Consider the following 16,316-nt stretch of genomic DNA (forward strand, 5'->3'; position numbering starts at 1 on the left):
CCAGATCCTTTTCCCGTTCCGTTTCCGGTTCGGATTCTGTTTCCGGTGGCCGTTGGAGGGCCTCTGCCTTTCGGCGCTCCACCACTTTAGACCATTTCCTCTGCGGCTCATAATCGAGCCGCTGGATTTCATTCCGGACATGCCGAAAGCCGAAACCCTTTTGGGGAGATCGATCTTGGGTGGTGGTTGGCTGCCCCTGGGGTGCCTCGAACGGCAGGCCCAGCTCTTGCAGCTCGGTAGACATTAGGCGGTCCGGCGCCCCAAGTCAACCCCTCCTACGGCGCGGTGCGTGGGCCCGGTACGGGCTCACCGTGGGGTCGCCGTCGATCCAGAAGCGCCAGGGGTGGGTGGCCCCGTCGCCGCCCACGCCGGTGCGGGGGCCGCTGAGGACCTGGTCGGGGCGGGCCGGGGTACCGGTGAGGACGGAGAGAGGGGAGTCGGGACCGCCGCAGGCGTCGGTGCCGTCCAGGGTGCGGTCGACGTCCAGGGCGGTGGCGAGGCGTGCCGGTCCCTTGGCCAGTTCCTTGTCGTACCTGGCCGAAAGCCGGCGTTTGCGGGCGAGCTCCTGCCCGACTCGGATCTCACCGGCGCGCAGCAGAACACCGCTCGCGAACCCGTCGGGCCCGCACACCAGGTTCAGGCAGTGCCACATGCCGTAGGTGAAGTACACGTACGCGTGACCGGGGGGTCCGAACATGACGGCGTTGCGGGGGGTGCGGCCGCGGTAGGCGTGGGAGCCCGGGTCGGCTTCACCCGCGTACGCCTCCACCTCGGTGAGGCGCAGCTCGATGGGACCGTCGTCCGTGTGCCGCACGAGGGTGCGGCCCAGCAGGTCCGGGGCGACCTCCAGTACGGGGCGGTCGAAGAAGTTCCGCGGCAGCGGCGTACGGTCGGTGCTCTCGATCATGTCGTACGAGCGTACTGGGAACCGGCCGCGGTCCTTCCGCGTATGCGCGTATGTATATGGGGTCAGGATCCGAAAAGGAGTGAACATGGGGTTCAAGAAGCTGCTCGCGAGCCTGGGGGCCGGGGGCGCGTCGGTCGAGACGGTGCTCACCGAGGCGAACGTGGTGCCCGGTGGTGTCGTCCAGGGCGAGGTGCGCATCCAGGGCGGGTCGGTGGATCAGCGGATCGAGGGGCTGTCCGTCGGTCTGCAGGCGCGGGTCGAGGTCGAGGGTGGTGACCAGGAGGTCAAGCAGGACATCGAGTTCATCAAGGTGCGGCTCGGTGGGGCCTTCGAGGTGAAGGCCGGGGCGGTGCACGTGGTGCCGTTCGGTCTCGACATCCCGTGGGAGACGCCGGTCACGACCATCGCGGGACAGCATCTGCGCGGCATGGACATCGGGGTGTCGACCGAGCTGGAGATCGCGCGGGCGGTGGACTCCAGCGACCTGGACGCGATCAACGTGCATCCGCTGCCGGCGCAGCAGGCGATCCTGGACGCCTTCATCCAGCTGGGCTTCCGCTTCAAGAACGCGGACATGGAGCGCGGGCACATTCGCGGGACGCGGCAGAAGCTGCCCCTCTACCAGGAGATCGAGTTCCTGCCGCCGCAGCAGTACCGGGGGCTGCACCAGGTGGAGCTGACGTTCATCGCGGACGAGGGGGAGATGGACGTCGTCCTGGAGATGGACAAGAAGCCGGGGTTGTTCAGTGAGGGCAGCGACTCGTACCGGGCGTTCACGGTGGGGCTGAACGACTTCCAGGGCACCGACTGGGCCGCCTACCTCAACCAGTGGCTCGCCGATGTGGGTGGACGTCGCAACTGGCTCTAGGCTCGGCAGGGACCAGCGAGGAACAGCGAAACGGAGGTTCTGACGTGACCGTGGACAGGGAGAAGCGGGCGCCGCTCCCTCACGACTTCCATCCGCAGGTGCCGTCGTTCACCGTGGTGAGCGACGACATCGCGCCGGGGGCCGTGCTGGCGGACGAGCAGGTCTACGCGAAGGGGAACACCTCACCGCAGTTGTGGTGGGAGGGTTTCCCGGCGGAGACGAAGAGTTTCGCCGTGACGTGCTTCGACCCGGACGCGCCGACGGGGAGCGGGTTCTGGCACTGGGTGCTGTTCGACATCCCCGCGTCGGTGACCGAGCTGCCGGCGGGTGCGGGCAGCGGGAAGTTCGAGGGGCTGCCGGAAGGGGCGGTGCACGTCCGTAACGACTACGGGTCGAACGACTTCGGTGGTGCGGCGCCGCCGGCGGGCGAGGATCACCGTTACGTCTTCACCGTGTACGCGGTGGACACCGAGAAGCTCGGTCCGGACGCGGACGCCTCCCCCGCCGTGGTCGGATTCAACCTCCGGTTCCACACGCTGGCGCGTGCTCAGTTGGTCGGGCACTACGCCGAACCCGCGGAGCGCTGAGCGTTCGCTTTTTGTTTGCCCGCTCCTGGTCTTGGAGAGACCAGGAGCGGGCATCTTTCGTTGCGCACGGATATTGCGTTGTCCAACCCGGCGCGCCCGGCCAGAGTTGGTTCCCAGCCCCAGGCCCGCCACCAAGGGCGGGGCAGGCATACGGGAGGTGGGCAGGATGCGGGAGACGCTGGTCCTCAACGCGAGCTTCGAGCCGCTGTCGACGGTGACGCTCAACCGTGCGGTGGTGCTCGTGCTTCAGGACAAGGCCGTTGTCGAGCAGGAGCATCCCCGTCTGCGTATGCGTGCGGCCGCCGTGGAACTTCCGGTGCCGCGGGTGATCAGGCTCTGCAGGTACGTCAGGGTGCCGTTCCGAAGACAGGCCCCGTGGTCGAGGCGGGGTGTGCTGGTGCGGGACCAGCACAGGTGCGCGTACTGCGGAAGGCGCGCGACGACCGTGGACCACGTGGTTCCGCGGGCGCAGGGGGGCGGGGACACCTGGCTGAACACGGTGGCGTCCTGCGCGGAGGACAATCACCGCAAGGCGGACCGTACGCCGGAGCAGGCGGGGATGCCGCTGCTGCACGAGCCGTTCATACCGTCGCCGGCCGACGCGATGCTGCTGGCGCTCGCCGCGCGGGACCGGGCGGGTTTGCCCGACTGGCTGTCCTCGGTGGCCGCGTGAGCCGCTGCGGGTGATCCGTGCCCATGAGGCCCGTCTCGTCGTCTCGTCGTCAGGCCGCCTCGCCGTGCGGCTGTCTCGTCGTCAGGCGAGGCGTCGTCCGGCCGAGGGCGGGCTTTCGCCGTGTGGGGCGCCGGACCGGGTCGTCGCGTCATCCCCTGGTGGTGAGTTGGATGATCGCGAGGATACCGACGACGATGATCACCCTGCGCAGGGCGGCCGGTGGGAGGCGGCGGCCGACCTTGGCGCCGATCTGACCGCCGATGGTGGAGCCGATCGCGATGAGCAGCACCGCCGTCCAGTCGAAGTGGGCGGCGAAGAGGAAGAAGAGCGCGGCGATGGTGTTGACGACGGCCGCGAGCACGTTCTTGGTGGCGTTGAGGCGCTGCAGGGTGTCGTTGATCAGCATGCCCATGAGGGAGAGGTAGATGATCCCCTGGGCGGCGGTGAAGTAGCCGCCGTAGACGCTGGCGAGGAGGAGTCCGGCGAAGAGGAGCGGGCCGCCGTCGGGGCGGCCGGGGTTGCCTCGGCGTTCGCGGCGGCGTTGGACGGCCCTGGAGATGCGGGGTTGCAGGAGGACCAGGACCAGGGCGAGGGCGACCAGGGCCGGGACGATGGTCTCGAAGGCGGTGGCGGGCAGGAGGAGGAGCAGTATGGCTCCGCAGAGTCCCCCGGTGGCGGCGGCGAGGCTCAGGCGCAGGATGCGACGGCGCTGGCCGGTGAGTTCGGCGCGGTAGCCGATGGCGCCGCTGATGGAGCCGGGGATCAGGCCGAGGGCGTTGGAGACGGTGGCGGTGACCGGTGGGAGGCCGGTGGCGACCAGGACCGGGAAGGTGATCAGCGTTCCCGATCCCACGATGGTGTTGATCGTGCCGGCGCCGATGCCTGCGGCGAGGACGGCGAGCATCTCCCAGGTCGTCACGGTGTGCCCCTCGTGCAGGATCAGTGCTTACGGGATCGGTGCTTAATGCACTGATCATGCACGAAGGGGTGGCGCGTCAGTCGACCGGGGGCTCTCCGCGGCGCTGTGCCGGGGGGCGCTCCTTGCCGGTGTCGCCGGTGTTGAAGCCGGGGGCGCCGCCGCCGAGGTTGCCGAAGGCGCCGGAGAGGCCCTTGAGGGCGTCGCCGATCTCACTGGGCACGATCCAGAGCTTGTTGGCGTCGCCTTCGGCGATCTTCGGGAGCATCTGGAGGTACTGGTAGGACAGCAGCTTCTGGTCGGGGTCACCGGCGTGGATGGCTTCGAAGACGGTGCGGACGGCCTGGGCCTCGCCCTCGGCGCGCAGGGCGGCGGCCTTGGCCTCACCTTCGGCGCGGAGGATGGCGGACTGCTTCTCACCCTCGGCGGTGAGGATCTGGGACTGCCGGATGCCTTCGGCGGTGAGGATCGCGGCGCGCTTGTCGCGGTCGGCGCGCATCTGCTTCTCCATCGAGTCCTGGATGGAGGTCGGGGGCTCGATGGCCTTGAGCTCGACGCGGTTGACGCGGATGCCCCACTTGCCGGTGGCCTCGTCGAGGACACCGCGGAGGGCGGCGTTGATCTCCTCGCGGGAGGTGAGGGTGCGCTCCAGGTCCATGCCACCGATGATGTTGCGAAGGGTGGTGACGGTGAGCTGCTCGATGGCCTGGATGTAGCTGGCGACCTCGTAGGTCGCGGCGCGGGCGTCGGTCACCTGGTAGTAGATGACGGTGTCGATGTTCACGACCAGGTTGTCCTGGGTGATCACCGGTTGGGGCGGGAAGGGGACGACCTGCTCACGCAGGTCGATCCGGTTGCGGATCGAGTCGATGAACGGGACCACGATGTTCAGTCCCGCGTTGAGGGTGCGGGTGTAGCGACCGAAGCGCTCGACGATGGCGGCGCTGGCCTGCGGGATGACCTGGATCGTCTTGATCAGGGCGATGAAGACGAGCACCACCAGGATGACCAGGACGATGATGACTGATGGCATCGTGTGTTCCCCGTGCCCTTCGCTGCCGGTTGTCTGCCGGTTCGTTGCCGGTTGGTTCGATGATCGAGTTTCGCAGACGGCGGGGCCGTGCGTGCGCCGTTCGGTGGGAGTTGACCAGGTTGTCGCGCCTGATGCCCCATCACATCACTACGGCGGTCGCTCCGTCGATCTCGACCACGTCGACCTGGCGGCCCGGTTCGAAGACCTGGTCGGCGTCGAGGGCCCGGGCGGACCAGACCTCACCGGACAGCTTGATACGGCCACCGCTGCCGTCGACGCGTTCGAGCACGACGGCTTGGCGGCCCATCAAGGCGTCGACGTTGGTGGCGTGTTGTGGCCGTCCCTCGCGGTGGCGGGCGGCGATGGGGCGTACCACCGCGATGAGTGCGACGGAGACGGCGGCGAAGACCACCACTTGGGCGACCACGCCGAAGCCGAGAGCCGCGGTGACGGCCCCGGCGATCGCTCCTACGGACAGCATTCCGAATTCCGGCATCGCGGTCAGTACGAGGGGGATGCCGAGTCCCACCGCGCCGATCAACCACCAGACCCATGCGTCGATGTCCACGTGGTCATGGTAGGACCGGGGGCCGGGTCACGGACAGGGCGCGGTGGGTACGGGTGCGGTGCGCGGGTGCGGCTCGGTGCGGTGCGGTGCGCCGCTGTGGTGCCCGGCTGTGGCAGCGCCTACGACAGGGGCAGGCCCTGTGCGGTGTAGCGGTCGCCGACGCGGTCGACGACGAGCGGCAGGCCGAAGCAGTGGGAGAGGTTGCGGGAGGTCAGCTCCATCTCCACCGGTCCGGCGGCGAGCACCTTGCCCTGACGGATCATCAGGACGTGGGTGAAGCCGGGCGGGATCTCCTCGACATGGTGGGTGACCATGATCATGGAAGGGGCGTACGCGTCGCGGGCGAGGCGGCCGAGGCGGCGCACCAGGTCCTCGCGGCCGCCGAGGTCGAGGCCGGCGGCCGGCTCGTCGAGGAGCAGCAGCTCTGGGTCGGTCATCATGGCGCGGGCGATCAGGGTGCGCTTGCGCTCGCCCTCGGAGAGGGTGCCGAACGTGCGGTCCAGGTACTCGGTCATCCCGAGGCGGTCGAGGAAGGCGCGGGCGCGGTCCTCGTCGACGGCGTCGTAGTTCTCGTGCCAGGTCGCCGTCATGCCGTACGCGGCGGTGAGGACGGTCTGGAGCACCGTCTGCCGCTTGGGCAGCTTCTCCGCCATGGCGATACCGGCCATGCCGATGCGCGGGCGGAGGTCGAAGACGTCGACCTTGCCGAGCTGCTCGCCCAGGACGCGGGCGGTGCCGGAACTCGGGAAGAGGTAGCTGGAGGCGACGTTGAGGAGGGTGGTCTTGCCGGCGCCGTTGGGGCCGAGGATGGCCCAGCGCTCGCCCTCCTTGACCGACCAGGAGACGTCTTCCACCAGAGCGCGTCCGTCGCGGACCACGGATACGTCCACCAGCTCCAGTACATCGCTCATGAGCGCGTTGTCTCCCCTATGCGGTCGAGTCTCGTCGTCGCTTGCGCCTGTGGGCGAAGCTCCCAGGGGAAAACCTACGCCACTGGTGGCGTGACCCGTTCCCTAGGTCTCCTTTGGTCCTTCCGGGGCAGGTCGGAAGAGAGTGCCTGGGCCGGGGAGACAGTGCCTAGGGTGGGGGGATGCTTTCGGAACCACGTTCAGGACGGTTGGCCGCATGGGGGAACTCCCTGCTGGCCGGGTTGGTGTCGCCGGATGAGGCCGTGCTCGCGATCGTCGGGGACGACACGGTGCACCGGGTGGAGGGGCTCCCCGGCGAGGAGGGGCCGGTCGGCCTCACGCTGGCGCTGGGCAGGCTGCGGGCGCTCGGGGTCGCGGGATGGCGGGTGGCGCTGCCGGCGCCCGGGCACCCGCTGGGGCTGAGCGGGCCGCCGGAGTTCAACGCCCGGGCGCTGGAGGCGGAGGAGGCGGTCGTCGGGTACGGGGCGCCTTTCGGCCTCGTACCGGAGGTGTGCGAGGCGGGGCCGGACGGCGATGTGCGTGTGGAGGTGGTCTGGCACTGCCAGCCGGTGCGGGAGGCGCCTCCGGCGGACGTGCCGTCGCTCGGGGAGGCGGAACGGGAGCTGGCGGAGGCGCTGCGCGAGGCGACGGTGGTGCTGACACGGCTGGACGTGGCGGCGTCGGGACCGGTGGCCGAGGCGGCGCTGGACGCGTACCGGGCGCGGGCGGAGGCCGGGCGCGAGGTGCTGTCGCCCGGGTATCCGCCGCGGGCGGTGCGGGTGCTGGAGCTGGCCCAGCGGGTGGGGCTGCTGATCTCGCTGGCGTACTCGCCCGCGTACGGGACCGGGGGCGCGCCCGGCGGGGCGGTGAGCGCGTCGGAGATGGCGGCCCGGGCGGAGGCGCTGCGGCCGGTGGAGCGGGTGGCGAGGCGCGCGCAGGTGGCGGCGTTCAACGCGTGGGTGGAGCAGCGGCAGCGCGAGCGGGGGTGACGGCGGGGTGAGGGGCGGGGTCGGTCGGTGCCTCGCCGGGGGCGGACGGGGTGACGGGCCCGTCCCGCGACGTGTCTTCGGCTCCGGGCGGGTGCCGCGGTATGCGGGCCGCCGCCGGACGACGCCGGACATGGGGACGGCCCCCAGGTGGGGCTGGGGGCCGGGGCCGGTCGTCCGGTCGTCAGTGGTTGACCGCGGTGTTGCCGAAGGCCGGGTTCAGGAGACCGATCACGTTGACGCTGTTGCCCGAGACGTTCACCGGGACGTGGACCGGGGCCTGCACCAGGTTGCCGGAGCCGACGCCGGGCGAACCGATGGCCGCGCCGTCCGCGTGGGCACCGCTGGTGGCGGACGCGGCACCCGCGGCGGCGGCCACGAGCCCGCCGGCGACCATGGTGACGGCTGCGGCCTTCTTCAGGTTCTTCACTTCGAACATCCTCCGTTGACTACCGCCGCGGCGATCACCGCGGCACGCCATGGAGAACGCCCGCGCGGCGCCCGGGTTGCGCCGAGTGGGTGACATACACCCGACAGTATGAATCTCGTACCGGCGAGGGGCCTCGGGTTGACCCCCCGGATCCTCGCCCGGCCGGGCCGGTGCTCGGCCGGTCCCGCCGGAGGCCGGTCCCGCCGGAGGCGGGCGGACAGCCGGTCAGACCGGTGGCCGTCAGTCCGTCAGTCCGTCAGTCCGTCAGTCCGTCAGTCCGTCAGTCCGTGGCGGACCGCCCACAGCGCGGCCTGGGTGCGGTCGGCGAGGTCCAGCTTCATCAGGATGTTGGAGACGTGCGTCTTGACGGTCTTCTCGGAGAGGACCAGCGCTCGGGCGATCTCCCGGTTGGAGCGGCCGTCCGCGATCAGGCCGAGCACCTCCCGCTCGCGCTCGGTGAGGGTGCCGCCCCGGCCCGTGCCGCCGTTCGCCTCCTCCTGCGAGAGGAGCGCCATCGCCGCTTCCGGCTGGAGCAGGACATGGCCCGCGTGCACGGAGCGGATGGCGCCGGCCAGCGCTTCCGGGTCGACGTCCTTGTACACGTACCCCGACGCGCCCGCCCGCAGCGCGGGGATCACCGTGCGCTGCTCGGTGAAGCTGGTGACGATCAGCACCTTCGCGGGGTTGGCCAGCTCGTGGAGCTTGCGCAGGGCCTCGATGCCGTCCATCCCGGGCATCTTGACGTCCATGAGGACCACGTCGGGGCGCAGCTCCTCGGCGCGCTCCACACCCTCGACTCCGTCGCCCGCCTCCCCCACGACCTCGATGTCGTCCTGGACCTCCAGGAAGGTGCGCAGGCCACGGCGGACCACCTGGTGGTCGTCGACCAGCAGGACGCGGATCCCGCTCTTCCGGTCGGGCACGGTCTCAGCCACCGGGGACCTCCATCTCGATCGTGGTGCCCTTGCCGGGCGCGGACTGGACGGTGAGCCTGCCGCCGACGCCGCTCGACCGGTCCCGCATCGAGACGAGGCCGAGGTGGCGGCCCGCCCGTCGTACCGAGCGCGGGTCGAAACCCCTGCCGTCGTCGGTGACGCTGAGCAGCGCGCCCTGGCCGTGCCGCACGAGGGACACGGCGACCCGGTCGGCACCGGAGTGCCGCAGGGCGTTGTGCAGCGCCTCCTGGGCGACCCGGAGCACGGCTTCCTCCTGGGCGGCGGGCAGGGCGCGCACGCCGGAGCTGTCGAAGGTGACGTGAGCGGCGTGGGCGCGGTCCAGGACCTGTATCTGGGCACGGAGGGTGTGGACCAGGCCGTCCTCGTCCAGCGCGGCGGGGCGCAGCTCCACAACCGCGGCACGCAGCTCGTCCGCGGCCTCGGCGGCGAGCACGGCGACCTGCTGGAGCTCGTCCTTGGCGCGGGCCGGGTCGCGGTCGACGAGGGCGGCGGCCGCCTGGGCGGTGAGCCGCAGCGAGAAGAGCTTCTGGCTGACCGCGTCGTGCAGCTCGTGGGCGAGCCTGGAGCGCTCCTCGGCGATGGTGAGCTCCCGGCTGCGCTCGTACAGCCGGGCGTTGGTGAGGGCTATCGCGGCGTGCTGGGCGAGGATGCCGAGCAGTTCCTCGTCGTCCTCGGTGAATCCGCAGCCGCCCTCGGGAGCGGAGCCTCCGGGGCAGCGCTTGTTCGCGAGGAACAGGGCGCCGATCGTCTCGTCGCCGTCCCGGATCGGCAGACCCAGGAAGTCGGACATGTCGGGGTGGGCGGACGGCCAGCCCTCGAAGCGGGGGTCCTTGCGGACGTCGGCGAGGCGCTCGGGCTTCGCCTCGTGGAGCATCGCCGCCAGGATGCCGTGCTGGCGCGGCAGCGGGCCGATCGCCTTCCACTGCTCCTCGCTGACGCCGTCCACCACGAACTGGGCGAACCCTCCGTGGTCGTCGGGGACGCCCAGGGCCGCGTACTCGGCGTCGAGCAGCTCGCGGGCGGAGGCGACGATCGTCTTCAGGACGTCGCGGACCTCCAGGTGCCTGCTCATCGCGAGCAGGGCGGTGCTGACGGCGGCGAGGCCGGAGCCGGGCGGTCGATCGGTCATGCGTTCACGTTACCGGCGGGGAGTGACAGTCCGTATCGGACCGGGGACGGCGTCCGGCCGGGACGGAGGGCCTAGGCCGAAGTCCCCGGGCGGGTACGGGCCCATGGCCGAGGCGGGCGCCGGGGGGCCGGTCCCAGGCTGAGGACACCGGTTCTCCTCCGGTACTCGACTTCTCACGTTTCAGGGGATGGGTGTCATGGCTGTCGCGATCATCACGGGTGCTTCGAAGGGGCTGGGGCGGGCGCTGGCCGTCGCGCTCGCCCGGCAGGGGTGGGATCTGGTGCTGGACGCCAGGACCGCCTCCGTACTGGAGGAGAGCGCGCGCGAGGCGCGGGCGTACGGGACGCGGGTGGTGGCGCTGCCCGGGGACGTCACGGACGCGTGGCACCGGGCGGCGCTGGTGGCGGGCGCGCGGGAGCTGGGCGGGCTGGACCTGCTGGTGAGCAATGCGAGCGCGCTGGGGGCCGAGCCGCTCGTGCGGTTGGAGGCGCTGCCGCCGGCCGGGTTGCGGGCGGCGCTGGAGACGAATGTGGTGGCCGCCCTCGGCCTCGTACAGGAGGCGCTGCCTCTGCTGCGGGCGAGCGCCGCCGGGACGGTGATCGCGGTCAGCTCGGACGCGGCCGCGGAGGCGTACGAGACGTGGGGCGGGTACGGGGCGTCGAAGGCGGCGCTGGACCACCTGGCGGCGGTGCTTGCCGTGGAGGAACCGGGCCTGCGGGTGTGGGCGGTCGACCCGGGCGACATGCGGACGGATCTGTACCAGGCCGCCGTCCCCGTGGACGACGACTCCGGGCGTCCCCTCCCTGAGTCGGTGGTGCCGGGCTTCCTGCGGCTGCTGGCGGAGCGGCCGGCGAGCGGGCGGTACGCGGCGCCGGAGCTGCTGGGGGTGGAGGCGTGAGCGTGTCGATGGCCCTGCGGGTGCCGGAGGAGCTGTCCGCGCGGGTGCCGGCGGAGGAGCGGGGCTCGGGGCGGGACGACGTACGGCTGATGGTGTCGCGCGGGGTCGCGGTGTCGCACCACGCGTTCCGGGAGTTGCCCGGGCTGCTGCGGGCGGGCGACGTGCTGGTGGTGAACACCTCGCCGACGCTGGCCGCGGCGGTGACCGGACGGCTCGGCGGTGACGGTGGCGGTGTGGTCGTCGTGCACTTCTCCACGCGGGGGGACGACGGCCGGTGGTCGGTGGAGCTGCGAAACCCGGACGGCCGGGGCAGTACGCGGCCGCGGCCCGGTGGGCCGGCGGGTGCCGTGGTGCGGCTGCCGGGCGGGGCGCAACTGGTGCTGGAGGAGCCGCTGGCGGCCGGTCCGCCGGGGGCGGGACGGTTGTGGTGGGCCTCGGTGTCGGTGGGGGTGCCGGGGCTGCTGGCGGAGTACGGGCGCCCCATCCGGTACGGCTACACGGAGCGGGACCAGCCGCCGGCCGCGTACCAGACGGTTTTCGCGCGGACCTGCGGGGACGGTGCGGGTTCGGCGGAGATGCCGAGCGCGGCGCGGCCCTTCACGGCGGGCATGGTGGCCGAGCTGGTGAGCCGGGGCGTGCAGTTCGCGCCGGTGACGCTGCACACGGGGGTGGCGTCGGCGGAGGCGCACGAGCCGCCGTACCCGGAGCGTTTCGAGGTGCCGGAGGCGACCGCGTGGCTGGTGGGTGCGGCCCGCGCGGGGGGCGGGCGGATCGTGGCGGTGGGGACGACGGCGGTGCGGGCGCTGGAGTCGGCGGCCGGGGACGACGGGGTGGTGCGCCCGGCGGCGGGCTGGACGGACCTGGTGGTGACGCCCCGGCGCGGGGTGCGCGTCGTGGAGGGCCTGCTGACCGGGCTGCACGAGCCGGAGGCGTCGCACCTGCTGATGCTGGAGGCGGTGGCGGGACGGGAGGCGCTGGGGCGTGCGTACGCCGAGGCGCTGAGACGGCGCTACCTCTGGCACGAGTTCGGCGACGTGCATCTCCTCCTCCCGGAGGAGGCCCCTCACCGAGCGCATCGCACGTGCAACAGACGGTGAGACCGTTACGTGCCCGATGTGAGCCCGCGCATAGGACGCAGGTCACTTACGAAGGTGGCTAGTGGAGCTGATAAGCGTGAGATGAGTGCTGGTGGAGCGGGTGCGTGGCGGGTGCGGTGGCGCTCGTCCGCACCCGCTGATCCACTATCCGGCTTCGTACGTCACACCTTTGCCCCAGGATTTTGCTGCCGCTAAGAATTGCATCCGTCGCCCGCCGAGCAGGCGAAGCGCCGCCCTGGCCTTGCGACGTCCCGCGATTCGAAGAGGTACGACTGCATGTCCGCGTCCAGCACCCGCCCCGGCTTCAGCCGTCTCAAGAAGAACCAGAAGCTTTCCCTCGCCGGCATTGCCACGCTGAGCGCCGCCGCGCTCGCGTTCTCCGTCGTTCCGGGCAACGACGCCGCCGCCGAGACGGAGCCGCAGGCCGTCGCCGTCGCCGCAGCTCCGGTCGCGCTCACCAGCGCGCAGAACAAGCCGCTGCACCTCGGCATCACCGAGCAGCAGACCACCATCGAGCTGAAGGCCAAGGCCGATGCCGCCGCGAAGGCCAAGGCCGCCGCTGCCGCCAAGGCGAAGGCCCAGGCCGCCGCGAAGGCGAAGGCGGCCGCCGCAGCCAAGGCGAAGGCCGAGGCCGCCGCGGAGAAGCGTGCCGCCGCCAAGGCCGCCGCCAGCCGCGCCGCCGCCCGTAAGCCGGTGTTCGCCGACAACCTCGACGGCTGGATCCGCGAGGCGCTCCACATCATGAAGAAGCACGACATCCCGGGCTCCTACGAGGGCATCCACCGCAACATCATGCGGGAGTCCAGCGGCAACCCGAACGCGATCAACAACTGGGACATCAACGCGATCAACGGCGTCCCGTCGATCGGCCTGCTGCAGGTCATCAAGCCGACCTTCGACGCGTACCACGTCCCCGGGACCAAGAAGAGCCAGTGGGACCCGGTCGCCAACATCGTCGCCGCCTGCAACTACGCGGCTGACCGGTACGGCTCCATGGACAACGTGAACAGCGCCTACTGAGCCGGTTCTCCCACGCCGAAGGGCGGCACCCCGCGCGGGGTGCCGCCCTTCGGCGTGTGCGCCGCCCTTAGGCGGGGTGCCTCCACGCATCCTACTTGCGCATGACCTCCGGCTCGTGGCGGCGCAGCAGGCGCGCCACGATCACGCCGCAGATGGCGCCGAGTGCCAGGAGCGCGCCCATGTCGACCAGCCACTGGGCCACCTCGTGATCCCACAGGGGGTCCGTCTCGGTGGGGTCGTCCTGGTTGGGGAACAGCACGTTCAGCTGCGCGGTGGTGCCGGCGGCGGCGACGGCCCAGCGGGACGGCATCAGGTACGAGAACTCGTTGACGCCGACCTGGCCGTGCAGGGTGAACAGACAGCCGGTGAAGACGACCTGGATGATCGCGAACATCACGAGCAGCGGCATGGTCTTCTCGGCGGTCTTCACCAGCGAGGAGATGATCAGGCCGAACATCATGGAGGTGAAGCCGAGCGCCATGATCGGCAGGCTCAGTTCCAGCCGCACCAGGGAGGAGCCGAAGAGCAGGCCCTCGTCCGGCACCTCACGCATGCCGAAGCCGATGCCGCCGATGATCGCACCCTGGATGACCGTGATCACCCCGAGGACGATCACCTTCGACATGAGGTACGCCGAACGCGACAGGCCCGTGGCCCGTTCCCGTTCGTAGATGACCCGTTCCTTGATCAGTTCTCGTACGGAGTTGGCGGCGCCGGCGAAGCAGGCGCCGACGGCCAGGATCAGCAGGATCGTCGCCGCGCTGCCGTTCGGGCCGCGGGGGCTCGGCGTGAGCCCGTACTCCGAGCTGATCAGCGTGGAGACCACGCCCAGGACGGCCGGGAGTATCACCATCAGGGCCAGGAAGCCCCGGTCGGAGGCGATGACGGACACATAGCGGCGGATCAGGGTCCACAGCTGCGCGCCCCAGCTCTGCGGCTTGGGCGGACGCATCGACTGGGCCGACGGCATCTCCACCGACTGCGGGGCGACGGCGTCGATGTCCGCGGCGTACATCTGGTAGTGCTGCGAGCCCTTCCAGCGGCCCGCCCAGTCGTAGTCGCGGTAGTTCTCGAAGGCGGAGAAGACGTCGGCCCAGGTCTCGTAGCCGAAGAAGTTCAGCGCCTCCTCCGGCGGACCGAAGTACGCCACCGAGCCGCCGGGCGCCATCACCAGCAGCTTGTCGCAGAGCGCCAGCTCGGCCACGGAGTGGGTCACGACGAGGACCGTGCGGCCGTCGTCGGCCAGGCCGCGCAGCAGCTGCATGACGTCGCGGTCCATGCCCGGGTCGAGGCCCGAGGTGGGCTCGTCCAGGAAGATCAGCGACGGCTTGGTCAGCAGCTCCAGCGCCACGGATACGCGCTTGCGCTGGCCGCCGGAGAGGGCGGTGATCTTCTTGGTCTTGTGGATGTCGAGCTTCAGCTCGCGCAAGACCTCGTCGATCCGCGCCTCGCGCTCCTGCGGGGTGGTGTCCGCGGGGAAGCGGAGCTTCGCGGCGTACTTGAGCGCGGTGCGGACGGTCAGCTCCTTGTGCAGGATGTCGTCCTGCGGGACCAGACCGATGCGCTGACGGAGCTCGGCGAACTGCTTGTACAGGTTCCGGTTGTCGTAGAGGACGTCGCCCTGGTTGGCGGGGCGGTAACCGGTGAGCGCCTTGAGCAGCGTCGACTTGCCCGAACCGGACGGGCCGATGACCGCGACGAGCGACTTCTCCGGGACGCCGAACGAGACGTCCTTGAGGATCTGCTTGCCGCCGTCCACCGTGACGGTGAGGTGACGGGCCGAGAAGGAGACCTCACCGGTGTCGACGAACTCCTCGAGCCGGTCGCCGACCAGCCGGAACGTCGAGTGACCGACGCCGACGATGTCGCTCGGGCCGATGAGGGCGGAGCCCGACTTGGCGAGCGGCTGGCCATTGACGTACGTGCCGTTGTGCGAGCCGAGGTCACGGATCTCGAAGCGGCCGTCGGGCGTCGCGTGGAACTCGGCGTGGTGGCGCGAGACCTGGAGGTCGGAGACGACCAGCTCGTTCTCGAGCGCACGGCCGATGCGCATGACGCGGCCCAGTGCCAGCTGGTGGAAGGTGGTGGGGCTGCGTTCGCCGTGGACCGGCACGGCCATCGGGGCGCTGCCGCCCTGGCCCGGGACCTTCTGCGCGAGCTGCTCGACGGGGCCGGGGTGGCCGGCGGGGCCGGGCTGCTGGTGCGGGACGTGCGGCTGGGCCGGGGCGTGTGCCTGGGCCGGGGGGTGCGCCTGGTGGGGCTGCTGGGGCTGGGGCTGCTGCTGGGGCCAGCCCTGCTGGTGCGGCTGCTGCTGGTGCGGCGCGGCGGCCGGGGCCTGCTGCTGCCAGGCCTGCTGCGGCGGGCTCTGGTGGGCGGCGGCCTGAGGGGCTTGGGCCTGGGGAGCGGCGGCGGCCTGGGCGCTGTACGCCCCCGCTCCGGCCGCTGCGTCGGTCAGGCTCACCCGCGGGCCGTCGGTCGCGTTGCCGAGGTGCACGGCGGAGCCGGGGCCTATCTCCACCTGGTGGATCCGCTGGCCCTGCACATAGGTGCCGTTGGTGGAGCCGTGGTCCTCCACGACCCAACTGCGGCCGTTCCAGCTGACCGTGGCGTGTCGCCACGAGACCCTTGCGTCGTCGATCACCAGGTCGCCCTGCGGATCACGTCCGAGGGTGTACGACCTGGACGGATCGAGAGTCCAGGTCCTTCCGTTCAATTCCAGTACGAGTTCCGGCACTCCATGCCCCACTACTTGTCCCCCGAGTTCCCCCCGTCGCAGGGAGTCTAGGGATGGCGAACATCGGGGGGAACTATTTCAGGCCCGGTGCCCGAATCGAAAGTCGGGCAGTGTGAAGAGAGCGCGCAGGCCCTCCGGCACCCTGCGTCCGCGAGCCGTCGGCCCGGGTGAAATGCGACCGGAGAGCGCCAAGTACCCGCGTTTGGGCATGAATCCGGCTCGACCAGCGTGACTCGGTACGAATCGTGAGTCCTTCGGGTCCTTGTGTACGGGGACGGCAGTGGTGGGCGGATCCTGCGGGGTGGTGTGATCCTGGCCTCGATCGCCACCGTGGGCCGGCTGACGGTGGCCCTGGCGGGCGTCGCGGTTCGCGTACCGACCCCGTTGGAGGCGGACGGGGCGAGGCCGCTCGTGCGACGAGGCGAATCGTGGTGGCTCTGGGCGTGGGCGTTTCGGTGACGCCACGGGGTGGGGTGTCCGGGTGCGGCCCGGGCGGCGCGGCGAACCGAGGAGCCGTAGCGGCCGTGGCGGCGGGCAGCAGTGGTGGCGGGCGGGTACGGGTGCGTGGCGGTCGTGGGTGCCGTGGCGGTCGTGGACCCCGCCGGC

At 71.2% G+C, this 16,316-nt stretch carries 17 protein-coding genes; 7 read left to right on the plus strand and 10 right to left on the minus strand.

Features of this window, described 5'->3' with window-relative positions:
- Positions 1 to 244, minus strand: a 244-nt coding sequence (locus ABD347_RS23180; protein ID WP_344364523.1) for a hypothetical protein, incomplete at its 3' end; no start/stop codon positions are given.
- Between the two features lie 21 nt (positions 245 to 265).
- Positions 266 to 907, minus strand: coding sequence for a DNA-3-methyladenine glycosylase (locus ABD347_RS23185; RefSeq protein ID WP_344364525.1), 642 nt, complete (start codon positions 905 to 907; stop codon positions 266 to 268).
- A gap of 85 nt (positions 908 to 992) precedes the next feature.
- Between ABD347_RS23185 and ABD347_RS23190 the strand changes: the two genes are divergently transcribed.
- From ABD347_RS23190 to ABD347_RS23200, 3 genes are all read left to right on the plus strand, one after another.
- Positions 993 to 1,775 carry a sporulation protein gene (locus tag ABD347_RS23190; RefSeq protein WP_344364527.1) on the plus strand — a complete coding sequence of 261 codons (783 nt, stop codon included), beginning with the start codon at positions 993 to 995 and terminating at the stop codon, positions 1,773 to 1,775.
- A gap of 50 nt (positions 1,776 to 1,825) precedes the next feature.
- Entirely contained in the window at positions 1,826 to 2,362 is a 537-nt protein-coding gene (locus tag ABD347_RS23195) for a YbhB/YbcL family Raf kinase inhibitor-like protein (RefSeq protein WP_344365006.1), read from the plus strand.
- Positions 2,363 to 2,528: 166 nt separating this feature from the next.
- Positions 2,529 to 3,035, plus strand: coding sequence for an HNH endonuclease (locus ABD347_RS23200; protein ID WP_344364529.1), 507 nt, complete (start codon positions 2,529 to 2,531; stop codon positions 3,033 to 3,035).
- Positions 3,036 to 3,183: 148 nt separating this feature from the next.
- Here the strand turns inward: ABD347_RS23200 and ABD347_RS23205 are convergent, their stop codons facing one another.
- From ABD347_RS23205 to ABD347_RS23220, 4 genes are all read right to left on the minus strand, one after another.
- Positions 3,184 to 3,954: a sulfite exporter TauE/SafE family protein gene (locus ABD347_RS23205; protein WP_344364532.1), complete on the minus strand. Its 771-nt coding sequence runs from the start codon at positions 3,952 to 3,954 to the stop codon at positions 3,184 to 3,186.
- A 76-nt stretch (positions 3,955 to 4,030) separates the two neighbouring features.
- Positions 4,031 to 4,984 carry an SPFH domain-containing protein gene (locus tag ABD347_RS23210; protein ID WP_344364534.1) on the minus strand — a complete coding sequence of 318 codons (954 nt, stop codon included), beginning with the start codon at positions 4,982 to 4,984 and terminating at the stop codon, positions 4,031 to 4,033.
- Between the two features lie 139 nt (positions 4,985 to 5,123).
- Positions 5,124 to 5,552 (minus strand): NfeD family protein, encoded by a 429-nt coding sequence (locus ABD347_RS23215; RefSeq protein ID WP_344364537.1) that lies wholly within the window; start codon positions 5,550 to 5,552, stop codon positions 5,124 to 5,126.
- 119 nt (positions 5,553 to 5,671) lie between these two features.
- Positions 5,672 to 6,463 (minus strand): ABC transporter ATP-binding protein, encoded by a 792-nt coding sequence (locus tag ABD347_RS23220; protein ID WP_344364539.1) that lies wholly within the window; start codon positions 6,461 to 6,463, stop codon positions 5,672 to 5,674.
- Positions 6,464 to 6,642: 179 nt separating this feature from the next.
- Between ABD347_RS23220 and ABD347_RS23225 the strand changes: the two genes are divergently transcribed.
- A complete protein-coding gene (locus ABD347_RS23225; protein WP_344364542.1) occupies positions 6,643 to 7,449 on the plus strand; it encodes a hypothetical protein in 807 nt (268 codons plus the stop codon).
- Between the two features lie 181 nt (positions 7,450 to 7,630).
- On the opposite strand, the gene ABD347_RS23230 is transcribed toward ABD347_RS23225, so the two are convergent.
- From ABD347_RS23230 to ABD347_RS23240, 3 genes are all read right to left on the minus strand, one after another.
- The gene (locus ABD347_RS23230) at positions 7,631 to 7,876 is read right to left on the minus strand and encodes a chaplin (RefSeq protein WP_344365008.1); all 246 of its coding nucleotides are present in this window, start codon (positions 7,874 to 7,876) and stop codon (positions 7,631 to 7,633) included.
- A 272-nt stretch (positions 7,877 to 8,148) separates the two neighbouring features.
- The gene (locus ABD347_RS23235) at positions 8,149 to 8,811 is read right to left on the minus strand and encodes a response regulator (RefSeq protein WP_425575746.1); all 663 of its coding nucleotides are present in this window, start codon (positions 8,809 to 8,811) and stop codon (positions 8,149 to 8,151) included.
- Entirely contained in the window at positions 8,804 to 9,961 is a 1,158-nt protein-coding gene (locus ABD347_RS23240; protein ID WP_344364544.1) for a GAF domain-containing sensor histidine kinase, read from the minus strand. The genes ABD347_RS23235 and ABD347_RS23240 overlap by 8 nt, the downstream gene beginning before the upstream one ends.
- Before the next feature lie 196 nt (positions 9,962 to 10,157).
- Here ABD347_RS23240 and ABD347_RS23245 point away from each other — a divergent pair, with 196 nt between their 5' ends.
- The 3 genes from ABD347_RS23245 to ABD347_RS23255 all read left to right on the plus strand — a co-directional run bounded on the left by ABD347_RS23245 (position 10,158) and on the right by ABD347_RS23255 (position 12,976).
- A complete protein-coding gene (locus tag ABD347_RS23245) occupies positions 10,158 to 10,859 on the plus strand; it encodes an SDR family NAD(P)-dependent oxidoreductase (protein ID WP_344364546.1) in 702 nt (233 codons plus the stop codon).
- Between the two features lie 8 nt (positions 10,860 to 10,867).
- Positions 10,868 to 11,956, plus strand: coding sequence for an S-adenosylmethionine:tRNA ribosyltransferase-isomerase (locus ABD347_RS23250; RefSeq protein WP_344365013.1), 1,089 nt, complete (start codon positions 10,868 to 10,870; stop codon positions 11,954 to 11,956).
- Between the two features lie 276 nt (positions 11,957 to 12,232).
- On the plus strand, positions 12,233 to 12,976 hold the full coding sequence (locus ABD347_RS23255) for a transglycosylase SLT domain-containing protein (protein WP_344364549.1): 744 nt from the start codon (positions 12,233 to 12,235) through the stop codon (positions 12,974 to 12,976).
- Between the two features lie 91 nt (positions 12,977 to 13,067).
- Here the strand turns inward: ABD347_RS23255 and ABD347_RS23260 are convergent, their stop codons facing one another.
- Positions 13,068 to 15,710, minus strand: a complete 2,643-nt coding sequence (locus ABD347_RS23260; RefSeq protein WP_344364552.1) for an ABC transporter ATP-binding protein/permease — start codon at positions 15,708 to 15,710, stop codon at positions 13,068 to 13,070.
- Positions 15,711 to 16,316: the final 606 nt, after the last annotated feature.

The sequence above is a fragment of the Streptomyces gobitricini genome, assembly GCF_039532985.1.
Classification (GTDB): Bacteria; Actinomycetota; Actinomycetes; order Streptomycetales; family Streptomycetaceae; genus Streptomyces; species Streptomyces gobitricini.